The organism is Chthonomonas calidirosea T49, assembly GCF_000427095.1.
GTDB lineage: Bacteria > Armatimonadota > Chthonomonadetes > Chthonomonadales > Chthonomonadaceae > Chthonomonas > Chthonomonas calidirosea.
The window spans coordinates 1,881,951-1,897,525 of the sequence record NC_021487.1 but is presented as its reverse complement, the minus strand read 5'-3'; the positions used below and the strand labels follow the sequence as shown (position 1 = coordinate 1,897,525).

Below are 15,575 nucleotides of genomic sequence, written 5' to 3'. Positions count from 1 at the left end.
TTTCACCTCTTCTTTGTGCTTTCTAAGGAAGGATCGGCTGGGTGCATTTTCACAGAGACGAAACCGTTAATCAGCATGAGCACCCCGGTGCCGAGATAGACCAAAGACGAAATCGCCTCGGTTTTCGACCCCGGCTCCGTGAGAGCACGGCCGCCGGTTGCAAAACCAAAAAGGCTCAGTATGACCAGTAGGACCCCAACCACATTGAAGGTGTTTAGGTAACGACGCATTCATCTCTCCAAAACAGGGCTTTGGCGCAGAATAATATACCACGAAAACCCTACGGCGTTGTCTTCTGCCCGTCAAGCTCTCCTCGGGGCAACTCTTTTTGGGCTGCTTCAGAGAGCATGTTTAGCCCTGGTTTGTCCTCCAGCAGCGCAATGGGCCTGCACCACACGATGCTCCAAACGTAGCAGATCCAGCCGCCGGCAAGTCGCATCCGAATGCGCGGCATGAGAGAGCGATGGAGATAGCCGTCAAAGGCTTTGATGGCCGAATGATAGTCAAGATAGGTGATCGATATCTTTACTTGACTCTCTTCCGAGAGATTCCATTGAGGCTATTGGATCTGTTGGTACAGCTGCTGACGACGTTGTTCTAGCTGCTGGATCTGATTCTGGTAGCGTTGTACGGAGCTACCTAAAATCTCTTTGATGGACTGGTGCTGTTCTTCAAGGGTGGCACACTCTAGAATGGCCGCTGCATATTCGCCAAGCTTCTCACGAGAGGGCCCGGCTTGCGACGCTTCCGCCTTGCGGCTCTCGGAAACGTTGTTGGGAATCGCGGTGTTCGCAGTTGTGCTTTCTGTATAGGCCTTTGAAGCGTTAAAGCTGGGCTGGACGGGTAGTAACTCGTTCGCGACTTTCTGATGGACGACGGCCAAGGCCACTTGCTTGTTGTCTTCTTGCGGCGTTGTGAGCTCTGCGGGAGCCTGGAGCCCGCTCGCGGTGCCATGCGTCGGTTGTGCCATGTTTTGCTGCGGGCTGTTATCGGGGGTGAAAAGGATGCCGGCGTAGGAGCGTGCTCCTCCATAGGAACCTTCTGGGCACGGTCGGGATGGGCCTGCTTGTGGTAGATCGCGTCGGCGATATCGTAGACCAGGCTTTCGCGTCTATTGGCAAAGGCTAGCGTGAGAGTTTTAACACGCCCATAAATCTCGTTCCAGCTCTCATGCCGAGACAGGCAAGCTCAAAACAGATAACATCGCATCCAAAAGCATCTTGTTCATGTATTCACAGCCCGCACCTTTTCAAGGACCTACACTGCTTGTCTCCGCCTCTTTTTGTCAGGATCTGACCAATTGTCCATGAACTGCCCATTGCCGTATCCATGTGCCAGCCTCAGAAGGGTTGTTTCGACGAGCGGCGTTCAGCAGAGCTTTACCTCGGGGCCTCCGCATTCTTCGCGAAGCTATCGGCTTGCTAGATAGAAATGCGCATGAGGGACAAAAAGCGGAAAGCACCCTATTGGAGAGCCTAGCAGCGCTGCAGAAATTCAGAGATGGAACACGAGGCTCTATTTCTCCATTATCGTTGGGGGTGCACAACAACGATTTTGATGGCAAACGGTGGTAATATCACTAGAGAAAGGCTTATTGAAGGCTATGATAAAGACGCCCTTGCAACCGCCTCCTCTAAGTAACGAAGAGATACGTCATGCCTTCTCGTTACTCGACCAGGTTTCGCAACGAAGCCGCATTCGTGCGATAGCCGAGCAGCTCGTCACGAACGCGACGCCGTCGGCGACGGCTTTTACAGAGCTCCAGCAGGCCCTTGTGTCTCCTCATCAATACCATTGGCGCGAATCGCGCTTAGCGGCTTGGTGTCTACCGAATCTCTCTCAGTCGCCTCATCAGCGCTCCATCGCGATACAAACGCTCGCCGATGTTGTCAACAAGCGATATAACCCATCGCTCTGGAGCATTGTGAAACGCTCGGCTCTTATCAGCTTCTTTATCGGGCTGATAGCAGTTCATCCGCTTGGTCTCATCGCGTTGGCCATTACGGTCTATCCCATCGTACATCTGTTTGTAAGGGATGCCGCACGATCGCATGCCGCCCAGATCAGAGGAGAAGCCGTACGCGCTCTGCAGACCCTTCAGGCCGTGGAGACGCTCGACCTGCTCACGGTTGCGGCGGTGCACGACATGCGGTTCGTACGTTTACAGGCGCGTACCGCTCTCTGCCATCTGCTTCCCCTCCTAACCCCAGCACACTACGGCATGCTCAGACCATCTACATTGCAGCTGCTCTCTTACCTTTTGAATGCCCCCAACGAGCTGCTTGTGCAACGTATCCTAGAGGCTTTTGCAAAAGTAGGCAACCGAAGCGTGCTCTCTTATGTAAAGGTCATTGCGCGTGGGAAGGGGAAGTACGGTCATCTGCCTCACGTTCGTCAGGCGGCGGTTAAGGCGCAGCTCTGCATCGAGGAGCGTCTGCGGCGTGAGCAAGAGACAAGGGTTCTGCTACGCGCCTCGCAGGCCGAGCCGGCTAGGCCGGAACAGCTTCTGCGGCCGGCCATGACCGCGTGTCAGGGGATGCCCGAAGAGCTGCTCCGCGCTGGTCAATCTGGCGCGCAATGCGAAGCCGATATTGCTTTGGCGATCATTGAGGACATAAAACGGCGCGGCGATCCGCGTGCCATCCCCTTTTTAAAAGAGCTGGTTCAATTGCCTTCACTACCGCAAGCGGTGGCTACATCGGCTCAAGAGTGTCTGACATATCTGCAGGCACGTGTGGAGTTAGATCGTGCGGCGCCTCCCGCTTTGTCGCCAGAGACCGAGGCCAAACTGTTCCAAGCGGATGGGCCACCGCAAGCTTTTTAGCCTATCTTGGAGACATTAGATGTTCGGAACAACCTTTTGGCGTTTTATAGGAATTGCGCTCCTCGTAACCGGTTGGATAGGTGGCCGCAACAAGGAAACGCTTTTTTTGCCAATGCCATCCCTATCGAACCGTCGGGTGCTTACCGTGGGGCCAGGGCAGGAGTTTGCAACGCTGGCGGCGGCGCTTGCGGCCGCACACGATGGAGATACGCTTCATGTAGTGGCAGGCACCTACATCAACGATTTCGCCAGCATAGATGCCAAGGTTCGGATTGTGGGCGTTGGCGGGAAGGCGCACTTTATTTGCACGAAGCCTATTCCAAACGACAAGGGGATTTTCATCGTTAACACCGACTGCACCCTCGAAAACCTAGAGTTTTCTGGAGCGAAAGGCCCCAGCGGTAACGATGCCGGCATTCGTTGGCAGGGTGGCAATTTAACTCTCGAACACTGCTATTTTCATGATAATCAGGACGGCCTTCTGGGCCAGGGAGGCACGCTGACCATTCGGAACTGTGAGTTCGCACATAACGGTGCCGGCGACGGTTTTACACACAATCTCTACGTTGGCAATGCCGACAGTTTGGTGGTACAGCACAGCTATTTCTATGCGGCCGTTGTAGGGCACAACATCAAAAGCCGTGCCCAGCGCACCGTCATCACCGACTCCGTCATCGCCGATGGCCCTGATGGCACAGCCAGTTTCAGCGTTGACCTGCCCAACGGCGGCATCGCACGCCTTCAGAACAATCTGATCGAGAAAGGGCCGAAAGCGGAGACCGGCATCATCGTCGCTTTTGGCGAGGAAGGCCATCTCAAAAATCCATCCTCTCTTATAGTGCAGGACAACACTATTCTTAACGATCAAACGGCACATCCTCCGATAGCCATACGCAATGCTTCAGCCGATCCGGTACAGATTCTTGAAAACCAGTTTTATGGGCTGACCGCAAACGAGATAGCGTCCGGCCCCCATGTCTTAAAAAGAAACGCTTTGCTTGCTACAAGTCCCTATCCCGCCACCTATTGGACGCTATCTCTACCTTCCCCTTGGCCGGTAAAATAGGGCTTGGAATTTTGTTTCGGCCATCTCCTCAACCACCCGAGCCTTTGCTAAGCAACTCCTCTGCCACCATGAAGCGCTTTTGGGCTCTGTTGCTGAAAGCGATGAAGGAGGTAGAATAGGCTATGAGGGGAGGGAAGAGAGATGGGGTTTTCGACAGGCGGATCGCAGGGGCCTCACCTTTTTCAAGAGGAGGAGCTGGAATCGCATCCCAGCATGGGGGCGCAGGAGATAGAGGGCCACATGCCGCTTGCAGCTCGCATGCGCCCGCGCTCTCTAGAAGAGTTTTTAGGCCAACATAAGATCGTGGGAGCGCAGGGGCCGCTGCGCCGAGCCATTTTGGCGGATCACATCCCTTCAGCGCTGTTTTGGGGGCCGCCCGGCTGCGGAAAATCCACATTGGCGCAGATCGTTGCACGAACAACGAAGTCTCATTTTGAGAGCTATAGCGCCCTGACATTGGGGGTGGCTGAGGCGCGCAAGATCGTTGAGACGGCGCGTCGTTTGAAGCAAAGCGGTAGGCGGACGATTCTATTCCTCGATGAGATCCATCGCTGGAATCGAGCGCAGCAGGACGCGCTTTTAGAGCCTGTAGAAAACGGCACTTTGGTGCTGATCGGCGCTACGACCGAAAACCCCTACTTCACGATTGCAGGCCCCTTGCTTTCCCGAATGCAGCTCTTTCATTTTGAGCCTTTAGAGCCTCAAACGCTCTACAAACTTCTCGAACGCGCCCTGCAGGATGAAGAAAGAGGTCTCGGTTCTCTGGCTATTGTGGCGGAACCTGAGGCTTTAGAGCTGTTGGCCATCAATGCCCATGGGGATGCGCGCCGTGCGCTGAACGCTTTAGAGGCCGTTGCCAGTCTGCTCTCGCCCGATGGAGAGGGACGACGCCATCTTACGATGCAGCTAGTGCAGCAGCATTTGGAGGTTTTCGGCTACGATCGGAGGGGTGATGAACACTACAACACGATCTCGGCGTTCATCAAGTCGGTACGTGGGTCCGACCCGAATGCTGCCCTCTACTGGCTTGCCAAGATGCTCGAAGGTGGCGAGGACATCGGTTTTATCGCGAGGCGCCTGCTTATTCTGGCTGCGGAGGATGTCGGCAACGCCGACCCGATGGGGTTGGTGGTTGCATCGGCCATGGCGGAGGCGGTAGAGCGGGTAGGGTTGCCGGAAGCGCGCATTTTATTGGCTCAGGCGACCGCCTATTTAGCGGCGGCGCCCAAGAGCAACGCGGCCTATTTGGGCATAGAGCGTGCCCTTGCCGAAATACGTGCCCACGGTGCGAAACCGGTTCCAGCGCACCTGCTGGATGCCCATTCGGTGGAGGGGCATCTAACCGAACAACCCTATCTCTATCCGCACAACTACCCAGGCCATTACGTTGCCCAGAGCTATCTACCGGAGGGTGTAGAGGGCCTACCTTTTTACGAACCGACGGACCAAGGCTATGAGGCGGAAATAAAAAGGGGGATGCAGCGTAGGCTTCTTGCAGATAACATAACCAAAAAAGGTACATCCTAATGTCGTTTTAATGAAACGTAATCAGATATTCTTGATCAGGTGTGATTTCAAACTGTACCTCTCTATGGTTATTGCTCTGTATTTTGATTTGATGCCATGGGCGCTGGGACGTTCTTGGTCGAGTAAAAATTTGAGCTTTGGTGCCAGCGCGGTCAATATAGTCTAAAAGCTTTAATTGCACCCGACCGTTATCGCCAAGGGAGGATAGGAGAAATTCTCTGTCTTAAATACATTTTATTTCCTCTTTTATATCGTTCTTGATACGTTGATACTGATATATAATATCTGGTTGAGCATTTTCCGTGGTCATGTTTTGTTACTTCCGCCTTTGGAAAGTACTAATTAGGCATCACATATCTGCAGGAAGGTGGATATTCAAATGATACTCCAGAATAATTGCTCACTCATGCTCAGTATGAATAGTCATATAAGATATTTCAGATTTAAATAACTAGTCAAATCTCCTTGTCAATTGCTAAGCTTCGGGGCTGAATGAAGAGAGCAGACGAGCGGAGCGTAACATAAGAGCAACACTATCTGTTTCGCTGAAAATTTTACGAGGGCAGCCTTCGGACTGCCCTCGTGCTACGCAATCACTCCAAAGTAAGCCGTATCGCTTCTAGAATACGTTCGACATCAGGGAGCACCGCATATTCTAGCTGAGGGTTGAAGGGAACGGGAACATCCTCACGAGCTACGAGTTGCGGTGGTGAGAGCAGCAGATTGAACCGTTCGGGGCGCGACACCATCTCCGTGATAATACACTGTCCAAAGCCTGTGGTGCGCGAGTCCTCATGCACGACCACGAGACGACCGGTTTTGCGGAGGGAGGTTTCGATGGTGGCGTAGTCACACGGCACAATGGTCCGTAAGTCAATGATCTCAACCGATCTGTTTTCTGCCTGAAGATGTTCGGCCGCTTGCTCGGCAAGCTCAAGGCAGTTGCCCCAGGTCACTAACGTAACGTCCTCTCCAGGGCGACGAATAGCGGCGCGGCCAAAGGGCAGCGGCTCATGGGACGGAGTGAACGGCACACGTTTTCGAAAAATGTGCTTCGGAAGCAGAAAGAGCGTGGGGTCGTTGCCGTGGATGGCCGTCCATAGAAGCGCCGCGGCATCTTCGGGGGTGCTTGGAATGGCGATTTGGATGCCGTGAATATGCGCCCACATGCCCTCGTTGCTCTCGCTATGCCATAGCCCTCCGCCGGGAAGATAGGCGCCGTAAGGAGCGATGAGGATGAGAGGGCACGCCCAGTCGCCACAGGTGCGCCAACGTAAGGAGGAGACTTGTGTCATTAGCTGGTTGAGGGCGGGGCAGATGAAGTCTATGAACTGCAGCTCGAAGACCGGACGCCAGCCAGCTGCGGCCAGCCCAACCGCGGCTCCTACAATGGTGGCTTCTGCCAGGGGCGAGTTGAAGACGCGATCTGGAAAACGCTGCGAGAGGCCCTTTGTCAATCCAAAGACACCACCTTTGGGATCCTCGATATCCTCCCCAAAGAGGAGGACTTTTGGATTCTCCTCGAGAGCTTTCAGAAGCGTTTGATTGACGGCGCTCACCATGGTTGTCGTGCCGCTGATCGGTAAAGGAGGTAGGACTGAAGTGGGCGGCGGGCCGAATATATGGTGAGTGACCTCTGAAGGGGAGGGATCGGCCGCCAATTCGGCCACGCGGTAGTCTTCATCCACCTGATTAGCAATGGCTTCGCGTTCCGTTTGCCACTCCTCTAAGGTTAGTTGCCCCTCTTGAATAAGTCGTTGAGCCAACAACTCGATGGGGTCGCGTTGAGCCTCCTCTTCCAGCTCCTTTGCGGGGCGATAGATCCGCTGGTCATCGCTGCTAGTATGAGAGCAGAGACGGTCGAGCTCGCACCAGAGCACAGCGGGGCCCTCGCCCCGTCGGAGCCGTTCAAAAACCTGTTTCCCTGTAGTAAACAGTTGATAGGGATCGCGGGCGTTGAGCTTTACCAGGTGTTTGTCGCCAAGCACACCAAGCCGATAGGGAAAGAACTTTTCGGTTGGGGTGCTGATGCCATAGCGGTTATCTTCAATGACAAAGGCAATGGGCAGATGCTCTTGGATGGCGAACGCGAGCGCCTCGTAGAACTCTCCCTGTCGGGTGGCTGCATCCCCAAGGCTTACTAGAACGATGCGATCGCTTTTTTCAAGGCGCAGCGCCCACGCCATGCCGCAGGCGGGCAGACACTGCGAGGCAGTGGGGGTGGCAACGGAAAAAATGTGACGTTTGCGATCGCTGTAGTGGCTGGGCATCTGTCGGCCGCCGCTGCTGCTATCTCGTTTCGCAAAGTAGCCTAAGGCCAACTCGTAGTTGGTAACCCCCCGTGCCAACGCCATAGCGCGGTCACGGTAGTAGGGAAAGAGATAGTCGTCGGGTCGCAGAGCGAGGACGAGAGCGGCTAACGCCTCATGGCCGGAGCCCGAAACCTGAAACCATCCTTTTCCTTGACGAAGTAGAATGCCCTCGCGACGATCTCCTTCGCGCGCAAGAGCCATAAGGTGTAGGAGAGCGCGGGCGGGTAGCACCGTCTCCTGTGGAGTAAGGGTTAGCTCCATAGCTTGCTCCCAGTGTGTGGCCAGTATGTAAATTCTACCGGGTCTCGGTTTTCTTCCAGATCCAGATACGCCTTTTGGGCGATTCGCCTACTTAGTTTCGTTTTCTCAATAGAGATTCCTGCTTTTTCCTTTGGTTTTTCCATAAAGCAGGACTTTTCTACTACCCTATACGTCCTCTGCAGAGGCATCGTTAGAGGTATGTTGTAGAGACAAGGCGAAACACGCCCCACTTAAGCGTATCCGTAATGGGAAAGAGAGACCGATGAAGATGTTCGTATGAATCGTGTTTTGCCGAAGGCCTACTTGCGATTCAGGCCGCTGTAGACGCGAGACCAAACAACGGATGAGATAGCTCTCCCATAGCGGCCTCTGGCACGTTTCTCGATGCTAGTAGGTCTCACCGGATCACTGAACTCTATCTTACCCTCTCTCGCCTTGCTTTGCCAAGAACCCAATGGCAAGCGAGGGCTGTCGGCGGTTGGTGCCGCCGCTTCTAGACTATTTGGGATGCTTTTAAATTCTTTAAAATGGAGGTTCTATGGAAACGATAGGGTTTATCGGTTTAGGGCGCATGGGCGCCGCCATGGCAACAAACCTGTTGAAGGCCGGTTACCGCCTGCGAGTTTACAACCGGACGCCTCAAAAAGTGGAGCCACTTGTAGCCCAGGGTGCGATCGCTGCCGCGCATCCGTTCGAGGTGGCGGAGCCTGGGGGCATCGTTATCACGATGCTGACAAACGATGCCGCTCTCGATGAGATCGTTTTCGGTGCAGAGGGACTGCAGGATAGGTTAGGGGAGAATGGAGTTCATCTCTCAATGAGCACCATCTCTCCGCAGACTTCGCGTCGTTTGGCAGAACATCATCGGCAACATGGCGGCCACTACGTGGCGGCACCGGTGTTTGGGCGCCCGGATGCGGCTGCTGCAGCGAAGCTCTGGATCGTGTTGTCGGGACCGGCAGAGGCAAAGATGCGGGTTCAGCCTGTGCTGCGGGCTATGGGGCAGGGCCTCTTCGACTTTGGTGAAGACCCCGGTGCAGCCAACATCGTGAAACTTGCCGGCAATATGCTCATTGGTGCGGCCATTGAGGCGATGGCCGAAGCCTATACGTTGGCCGAGAAGAATGGGATCTCGCGTGAGGCCCTTCATGAGATGATCTCCACAACCCTTTTCGCCTGCCCAGTCTATCAGAACTATGGACGCATGATCGCCCACCAGACCTACGAGCCGGTAGGGGCTACCGCAACCCTTATTCGCAAAGATATGGAGCTTGTGTTGCAGACCGCATGGACAAGCCTCGTCCCGATGCCACTCGCCGATCTCGTACACAATCGGCTCACAGCACGGATAGCTCGTGGACGGGGTGATGCCGATTGGGCGGAGCTGGCTCTTGAGGTAGTCGAGGGGCGGAGCTAGGGCCTAGCCAGATATAACAGGCAATACGGCCGTCGAGGCTGGCTGGCAAGCGATCTTCGTGCTCGAGAACAACCTCGCGGCCGGTTTCGAGTTGGCGGTAACGGCCAGGCATTACCCGTTGGCCGGCAAGGTAGATAGGGCGCCCGGTAAGGGCGTCCACTTCAATACCGACGGTGCTTCGCACGGCACCTTCTCGCTCAACAAACTCTTGTTGTAGCATGCTTCCATACCTCCTCTATCAACAGCTAGGTGGTAGTGGTCGCATGTTCCTCCTGTTCATCTGCAGTTTGCGCGATCTCTATCAACGCTTCTTTATCGAGAATGGTGATCCATTTATAAGGCCGTTGAACGATACCCTGTTCGCGCCAACGCGAAAGCACCTCATAGGCTAGCTCATGGTTGCAGCCGGCCAGGTCAGATATCACTAAAAGAGACGGTGGAGGAGGTGGGATGACAAGAAAACGTCCCTGCCCCTCTTCCGAACCGCTTTGCGCGATAAGCAGTAACGCGGAGGCTATGCGAGCCTCTAAAGGTCTAAAAAGCAGATGAAGCGGATGAGTCTGTAAGGTCGCCAAAGATAATCCGATGAAGCAACGGACGGTGATGGGAGGAAGCTCCCAGGTAGCCGCCCTGCGCAACAAGGTGCTTCTGTCGAGAAGCACCCCTTTGCAGCCATCGGCCATCGCGATGGCCTGTTCCGTTCCGTCGGAACCATCTTTTTTTACGGAAAACGTGCCCACAATTTCACCCGGATTGAGCACCTCTACGGTAAGGGCGGTATGGTTGGGCATCTGGCGTACAATGCGCATGTGGCCTGAGGTCACAATAAACGCCTTGGCGCTGTCGTCAGGTATTTCCCATGGCGTATGAGGGGGTAGCCAAAGCGCTTGGTTCTCCTCTTCCTCGGGGGTGAGCAGCCGTTGATAGGGGTAGAATTTAAGGTACCAGATAGGGTTCATCGTATGACAGCTCCTAAAGGAGGATCGTCCAGTAGAGCAGGCAGACGAGAACAGCCAACATCAACATTCCCAGCGTGCCGCGTTCGCTGCGCAGAGCTACTGCCAGATAGAATCGGTGAATGCAGGGTGGAGTAAGGTTTCCAAACCGGGGCCACCATCGTCCAACCTGGCGGGCGTAGGCCTCGTACTCCTCACCGAAGATACGTTTCAGATGCTGCTCCTCCCACAGCACGACAAGGTGATAGTAGCCTAGCGCCAAGGGCAAGAGGAGCGGCAACCAGAGCCAACGCCCAAGAAGTCCAAGAAGGCCTGCAAAGATAAGCAGATTGCCGATATAGAGGGGGTTACGGACGATACGGTAGGGCCCGGCGGTAATGAGAGGAGCGAGACGTCCATGGCGGGTTCGAGTGATGGTTCCGGCATAGCCAACGGCAAGAATGCGGATGGTTTCGCCCAAGGCGACTAGGAGGATGCCGGCGAGAATATCGAAGCGCAGATTGGTCTCTATGCCAAAAGGTATCGCCAAGATAGGAAGAAGCAAAAGGGGAAGCCACGTTCTCCGTTGAAATATCCAGGCGCCCCATTCACGGGGGGGACGATGAAGCATCCGCGCCGTGGTGGCGCGTAATGAGAAGTTTGACATACGAAAGCACTCTCTCCTTACAAAAATTCCGTGCAGTTGGCGCCGAAAACGATTCTGAGAGGGGGGAATTCACCTCGGCGCAATGCGTCTCTAAAAAGTAACTACGCCCAAAGGAGGGGAACAACTCCTTTTCTAGGTAATATTTTACCGGTAAAAGATTTTGCCCTGCCAACCTCTCTTGGTGAAGCGAGGAGTACGGTTCAAAAAATGAGGGATATGGCTATGCTACCCCCTTTTGTGCGCGCCAACTTGGTGAGTGCGTTGCAGAACACACCAACGGTGTTAGAGGCCTTAACGGCCTCTGTGCCGCTTGGGTCGCCTATCTGGGACATACGCCCAGACCCAAAGCGGTTCACTTTGCGCGAAGTTTTAGCACATCTCGCCGATTGGGAAGAGGTCTTTCAAAATCGTATCATCCGCATTCGTGACGAATATCTTCCAAAACTTCCCGACCTCGATCCCGACGAGTTTGCACAGCAACATCACTATGCGGCAAGCGACCCGCATCGGCAGCGCGATCTCTTTGCAGAGCGTCGGCAGGCTACTGTGGAGATCGTTAAGGGGTTGCCGAACAGGGCATGGGAGCGAAAGGGGCGCTACATGGAAGAGAGCCCACGCGTTAAGGGGCCTATGACCATCGAGAGCTGGATCGCTCAGATGGTAGCGCACGATGTCTATCATATTCGGCAGATTGTGGATTGGCTCGCTTATACGCAACAGGGCCGCAAAGAGTAGAGGGCTTGTTAGCACTCCTAAGGTATGCTATTGAGGATAGATGGCATGGTTGGAGCAAAGAATGCAGAAGAGCTGGCAACATGCATTGATTATCGGAGCCTCCTCTGGAATTGGGGAGGCGCTGGCGCGGAGGTTAGCATCCCAGGGCTGTTTGGTTGCGATGGTGGCACGGCGCTTGGAGCAGTTGGAGCGGATCGCCGAAGAGATCGCGGCATCTGGTGCTCCCAAACCGCTTCTCTATCGCCATGATGTGTGCGAGGTGGAGTGCGTGCCGGCGCTTTTTCAGAAGATCACCCACGATTTGGGTGGGCTTGATCTTATCATCTATTCTGCCGGAATCATGCCCATTCTTGCAGAGCATGAGTACAGTTTGGAAAAAGACCTTGCGACCATAGATGTGAACGTGCGCGGCGCGGTCGCTTGGTTGGACATGGCGGCGGAGCGCTTTGAACGGGCTGGGTCGGGAACCTTAGTAGGTATCTCATCGGTAGCAGGAGATCGGGGGCGTCGCCATTTTCCGGTCTACAGCGCTTCCAAGGCCTTTTTAGATACCTACTTAGAGGGGCTGCGTAATCGCACAGGGCGCTATGGGGTGCGCGTTGTGACGGTGAAGCCGGGGCCGGTGGACACACCTTTGGTAAAGGGATTGAAGAACTTGCCATTTCTCATCTCAGCAGACAGGGCGGCAGAGTTGATTCTAAAGGGAGCACATCGAGATGGCGTGGTCTATGTACCGCGCATTTGGCGACCGATTATGGCGATTGTGCGCCTCATTCCCTCCTTCATCTTCAAACGCCTTAACGTATAGGGCAGAAGAGGAACTATGAGTCTTTCAGAAACCACTCCTGCACCGCAAACCTCCTGCTTGGCGGATAGGCCCATCAAGCCTTTGCCCTCCGATCGCTTGGAGCGAATCGAGGCTTGGGGTATGAACACCGCTGCTCTAGCCTATGTCTTTCGCCCTTCCACATTAGAGGGGGTTCAGGAGGTGTTTGCTCTGGCGCGAAGCCATGGGCGTAAAGTCTGCCTACGCGGCATGGGACGCAGCTACGGCGATGCGGCGCTTTTGGCCGAGAACATCTGCCTAGACCTCACCCGCATGAATCGCATTTTAGATTGGAACCCCCACACCGGCCGCATTACCGTGGAACCTGGGGCGACGATTGGCGACATTTGGCGTTACGCCATTGGAGACGGTTGGTGGCCGCCTGTGGTCTCCGGCACAATGTACGTTTCGCTGGGCGGCGGGGCGGCAATGAACATCCATGGCAAAAACAACTGGAAGGTAGGGCCCATCGGGGAGCATATTCTAGAGTTCGATCTTCTGTTGCCGACAGGCGAGATCGTGACCTGTAGCTCGGAGAGGCATTCCGATCTTTTTTATGCGGCCATCGGAGGGTTTGGAATGTTAGGTTGCTTTACCCGCCTAACATTACAGCTCAAGCGCGTCTACAGTGGCCTTTTGGAGGTGGATGCTTTCTCTACTCAAAACTTTGAGGATATCGTGGAGCAGTTTGAACGTCGCATGGATTCGTACGACTACCTTGTTGGCTGGATTGACTGCTTCGCAACAGGGCGACATCTAGGCCGGGGACTGGTACATGCTGCACGGTACCTTGCTCCTGGGGAAGACCCCATTCCTGCGCAAACGCTGCGGGTAGAGAATCAGGAGCTGCCCGATACGTTGATGGGCATCATTCCAAAGTCTGTCATGTGGCGATGCATGAAGCCTTTCGCGAACAACCTGGGCATGCGGCTTGTGAACTGGGCTAGATTCACGGCGGGCAACACCATCGGCAACCACAAGCGGGTGCGGCAATCGCATGCGGCGTTTGCCTTTTTGTTAGATTATGTGCCCAATTGGAAGTGGGCCTACAAACCGGGCTGCCTTATTCAGTATCAAAGCTTCATCCCTGCCGAGCAAGCCGCGCGTTGTTTTGCTGACCAGCTTACTCTTTGCCAACAGATGGGCATCGTACCGTGGTTGGGGGTGTTTAAACGGCATCGGCGCGATCGGTTTCTCATGACCCACAGTGTAGATGGCTATTCGTTGGCGCTGGACATTCCGATGTACCCGCACACGCGAGCGCGGGTATGGGCGTTGGCCAAGCAACTGAATCAGCTTGTGCTGGAGGCGGGTGGGCGCTTTTATTTTGCCAAGGACAGCACCCTCGACCCTGATACCGCGCGCGCCTACCTCGGTGAAGAGACCATCGCCCGTTTTGTGAAGCTAAAAAGGGAGTGCGACCCGGAGGGTTTGCTGCAGAGTGCGCTCTCTCGGCGCCTTTTCCCTACGCTCTACGAGTAGTTTAAGGGGGCAAAAAACCCTAGTGAGGCAGGCATCGGCGATGGAGGATTCTTAGAAAGGACTGAGAAACTATGATAAAACAACTAGGCAAAGTACTGCTCTTCGCTTTCATGACGAGCCTATCTCTGGCCGCAAAGGGGGATGCCTTGCAAGACTATATCAAAAAACCGGAACCTGCTTACCACTGGAGCCTAACACAGACCTCTCATGCAGGCGGAGTTACCCTCTACGATCTGCAGATGACCTCTCTAACATGGCACGATATCACTTGGCATCACCATCTGCAAGTTTTTGTGCCGGATAACGCCACCTATCCGCACTTCTGCACGTTGCTGAACACGGGGGGTGATGGCTCGCCGGAGGAGACACAGTTAGGCATTATGGCCGCTAAGATGTCGGGCTGTCCCTTTGCCATTTTGTTCGACATTCCCAACCAGCCGCTTTTTGATGGGCGCACGGAGGACGCTCTGGTCGTCTACACGTGGCTCCAGTTTTTAGATACGGGAGATACGACTTGGCCCCTGCATTTTCCCATGGCGAAGGCTGTTATTAAGGCGATGGATACTATCCAGGCGCTGATGAAAGAGGAAAAAAAGCCGGAGATCACCGGGTTCTTGGTAACCGGTGCCTCCAAAAGAGGTTGGACGGCTTGGTTGGTGGGTGCAAGCGGCGATCCACGGGTGAAAGCGATTGCCCCCATGGTCATTGATATGCTGAACTTGCCGGCTCAAATTCCCCATCAACTGGCCGCGTACGGCGCTTTGAGCGAGCAGGTGGATGACTACACAAAGGCAGACATTCCTCAAAAGCTGCAGACCCCTCGTGGTCATGAGTTGATTCAGCTGGAAGATCCCTACAGCTATCGTGATCGGCTGACGCTGCCCAAGCTCATTATCCTCGGTACGAACGACCGGTATTGGTCGCAGGATTCGCTCAATCTTTATTGGGACGGCCTCAAAGGGCCTAAGTGGATTCTTTATGATCCCAACAGTGGGCACGGGTTAGAAGATCGGTCGCGGGTATATGCCACCTTAATAGCGTTTATACGGGCCATTGCCGGGGGCAAAAGATGGCCTCAGATGCATTGGAAATACACCGTGAACGCGCAAGGGGCGACATTGGAGGTGCAAAGCGAGCCAGCGCCGGTGGAGGCACGGTTATGGAGGACGTACGCACCGACTCTGGATTTCCGCGATTCGCATTGGACGTTCGAGCCAATGGAGATTAAAAACAACGTGTGTATCGGCCATTTGCCAACGCCATCTCAAGGCTGTGCCGCGCTGTTTGGGGAGCTTGTGTTTGAGCAGGATGGGCAGCGCTTTACCCTGTCAACGCAGATACAGATTTTGGGCACGCCAGAGCAACAGCCCAAGAAGTAGATTGAGAGGGAATATCGCTTGCCTCAGAAGCGAAACTCTGCGAGACAGCGGATGAGGTAAAATCTCTTAGAAAAAAGATGAAGTTATCCGTGCGATCATAAGCTGCAAAGGCCTTGCAGCCGAGAGTTTCGACACGACGAGGAG

General features: G+C 54.6%; 14 protein-coding genes. 8 read left to right on the top strand and 6 right to left on the bottom strand.

Annotated elements, in window-relative coordinates; translation table 11 throughout:
• Positions 1-2 precede the first annotated feature (2 nt).
• Both CCALI_RS07865 and CCALI_RS07860 read right to left on the bottom strand, forming a co-directional pair.
• Positions 3-230: a hypothetical protein gene (locus tag CCALI_RS07865; protein WP_016482948.1), complete on the bottom strand. Its 228-nt coding sequence runs from the start codon at positions 228-230 to the stop codon at positions 3-5.
• 329 nt (positions 231-559) lie between these two features.
• Positions 560-970, bottom strand: a complete 411-nt coding sequence (locus tag CCALI_RS07860; RefSeq protein WP_016482947.1) for a hypothetical protein — start codon at positions 968-970, stop codon at positions 560-562.
• 633 nt (positions 971-1,603) lie between these two features.
• On the opposite strand from CCALI_RS07860, the gene CCALI_RS07855 reads away from it, so the two are divergent.
• From CCALI_RS07855 to CCALI_RS07845, 3 genes are all read left to right on the top strand, one after another.
• Positions 1,604-2,824, top strand: a complete 1,221-nt coding sequence (locus CCALI_RS07855) for a hypothetical protein (RefSeq protein ID WP_016482946.1) — start codon at positions 1,604-1,606, stop codon at positions 2,822-2,824.
• A gap of 19 nt (positions 2,825-2,843) precedes the next feature.
• Positions 2,844-3,890: a right-handed parallel beta-helix repeat-containing protein gene (locus CCALI_RS07850; RefSeq protein WP_016482945.1), complete on the top strand. Its 1,047-nt coding sequence runs from the start codon at positions 2,844-2,846 to the stop codon at positions 3,888-3,890.
• Positions 3,891-4,031: 141 nt separating this feature from the next.
• Positions 4,032-5,417: a replication-associated recombination protein A gene (locus tag CCALI_RS07845; RefSeq protein WP_016482944.1), complete on the top strand. Its 1,386-nt coding sequence runs from the start codon at positions 4,032-4,034 to the stop codon at positions 5,415-5,417.
• Positions 5,418-6,010: 593 nt separating this feature from the next.
• On the opposite strand, the gene CCALI_RS07840 is transcribed toward CCALI_RS07845, so the two are convergent.
• Positions 6,011-7,990 (bottom strand): alpha-ketoacid dehydrogenase subunit alpha/beta, encoded by a 1,980-nt coding sequence (locus CCALI_RS07840; RefSeq protein WP_016482943.1) that lies wholly within the window; start codon positions 7,988-7,990, stop codon positions 6,011-6,013.
• Positions 7,991-8,528: 538 nt separating this feature from the next.
• Between CCALI_RS07840 and CCALI_RS07835 the strand changes: the two genes are divergently transcribed.
• Positions 8,529-9,407 carry an NAD(P)-dependent oxidoreductase gene (locus tag CCALI_RS07835; RefSeq protein WP_016482942.1) on the top strand — a complete coding sequence of 293 codons (879 nt, stop codon included), beginning with the start codon at positions 8,529-8,531 and terminating at the stop codon, positions 9,405-9,407.
• Here CCALI_RS07835 and CCALI_RS07830 read toward each other — a convergent pair.
• From CCALI_RS07830 to CCALI_RS15130, 3 genes are read right to left on the bottom strand one after another with little or no spacing between them, the layout of a single operon-like run.
• Positions 9,328-9,627, bottom strand: a complete 300-nt coding sequence (locus CCALI_RS07830; RefSeq protein WP_016482941.1) for a hypothetical protein — start codon at positions 9,625-9,627, stop codon at positions 9,328-9,330. The genes CCALI_RS07835 and CCALI_RS07830 overlap by 80 nt on opposite strands.
• A 25-nt stretch (positions 9,628-9,652) precedes the next feature.
• Positions 9,653-10,366, bottom strand: coding sequence for a Crp/Fnr family transcriptional regulator (locus tag CCALI_RS07825; RefSeq protein WP_016482940.1), 714 nt, complete (start codon positions 10,364-10,366; stop codon positions 9,653-9,655).
• Positions 10,367-10,379: 13 nt separating this feature from the next.
• On the bottom strand, positions 10,380-11,009 hold the full coding sequence (locus CCALI_RS15130) for a methyltransferase family protein (protein ID WP_016482939.1): 630 nt from the start codon (positions 11,007-11,009) through the stop codon (positions 10,380-10,382).
• Positions 11,010-11,231: 222 nt separating this feature from the next.
• Here CCALI_RS15130 and CCALI_RS07815 point away from each other — a divergent pair, with 222 nt between their 5' ends.
• From CCALI_RS07815 to CCALI_RS07800, 4 genes are all read left to right on the top strand, one after another.
• Complete coding sequence (locus CCALI_RS07815; RefSeq protein WP_016482938.1) at positions 11,232-11,744, top strand: DinB family protein; 513 nt, start codon at positions 11,232-11,234, stop codon at positions 11,742-11,744.
• A 61-nt stretch (positions 11,745-11,805) separates the two neighbouring features.
• Positions 11,806-12,552, top strand: coding sequence for an SDR family NAD(P)-dependent oxidoreductase (locus tag CCALI_RS07810; RefSeq protein WP_016482937.1), 747 nt, complete (start codon positions 11,806-11,808; stop codon positions 12,550-12,552).
• Positions 12,553-12,567: 15 nt separating this feature from the next.
• The gene (locus CCALI_RS07805) at positions 12,568-14,052 is read left to right on the top strand and encodes an FAD-binding oxidoreductase (protein ID WP_016482936.1); all 1,485 of its coding nucleotides are present in this window, start codon (positions 12,568-12,570) and stop codon (positions 14,050-14,052) included.
• Positions 14,053-14,123: 71 nt separating this feature from the next.
• Entirely contained in the window at positions 14,124-15,431 is a 1,308-nt protein-coding gene (locus CCALI_RS07800) for a PhoPQ-activated pathogenicity-related family protein (protein WP_016482935.1), read from the top strand.
• Positions 15,432-15,575: the final 144 nt, after the last annotated feature.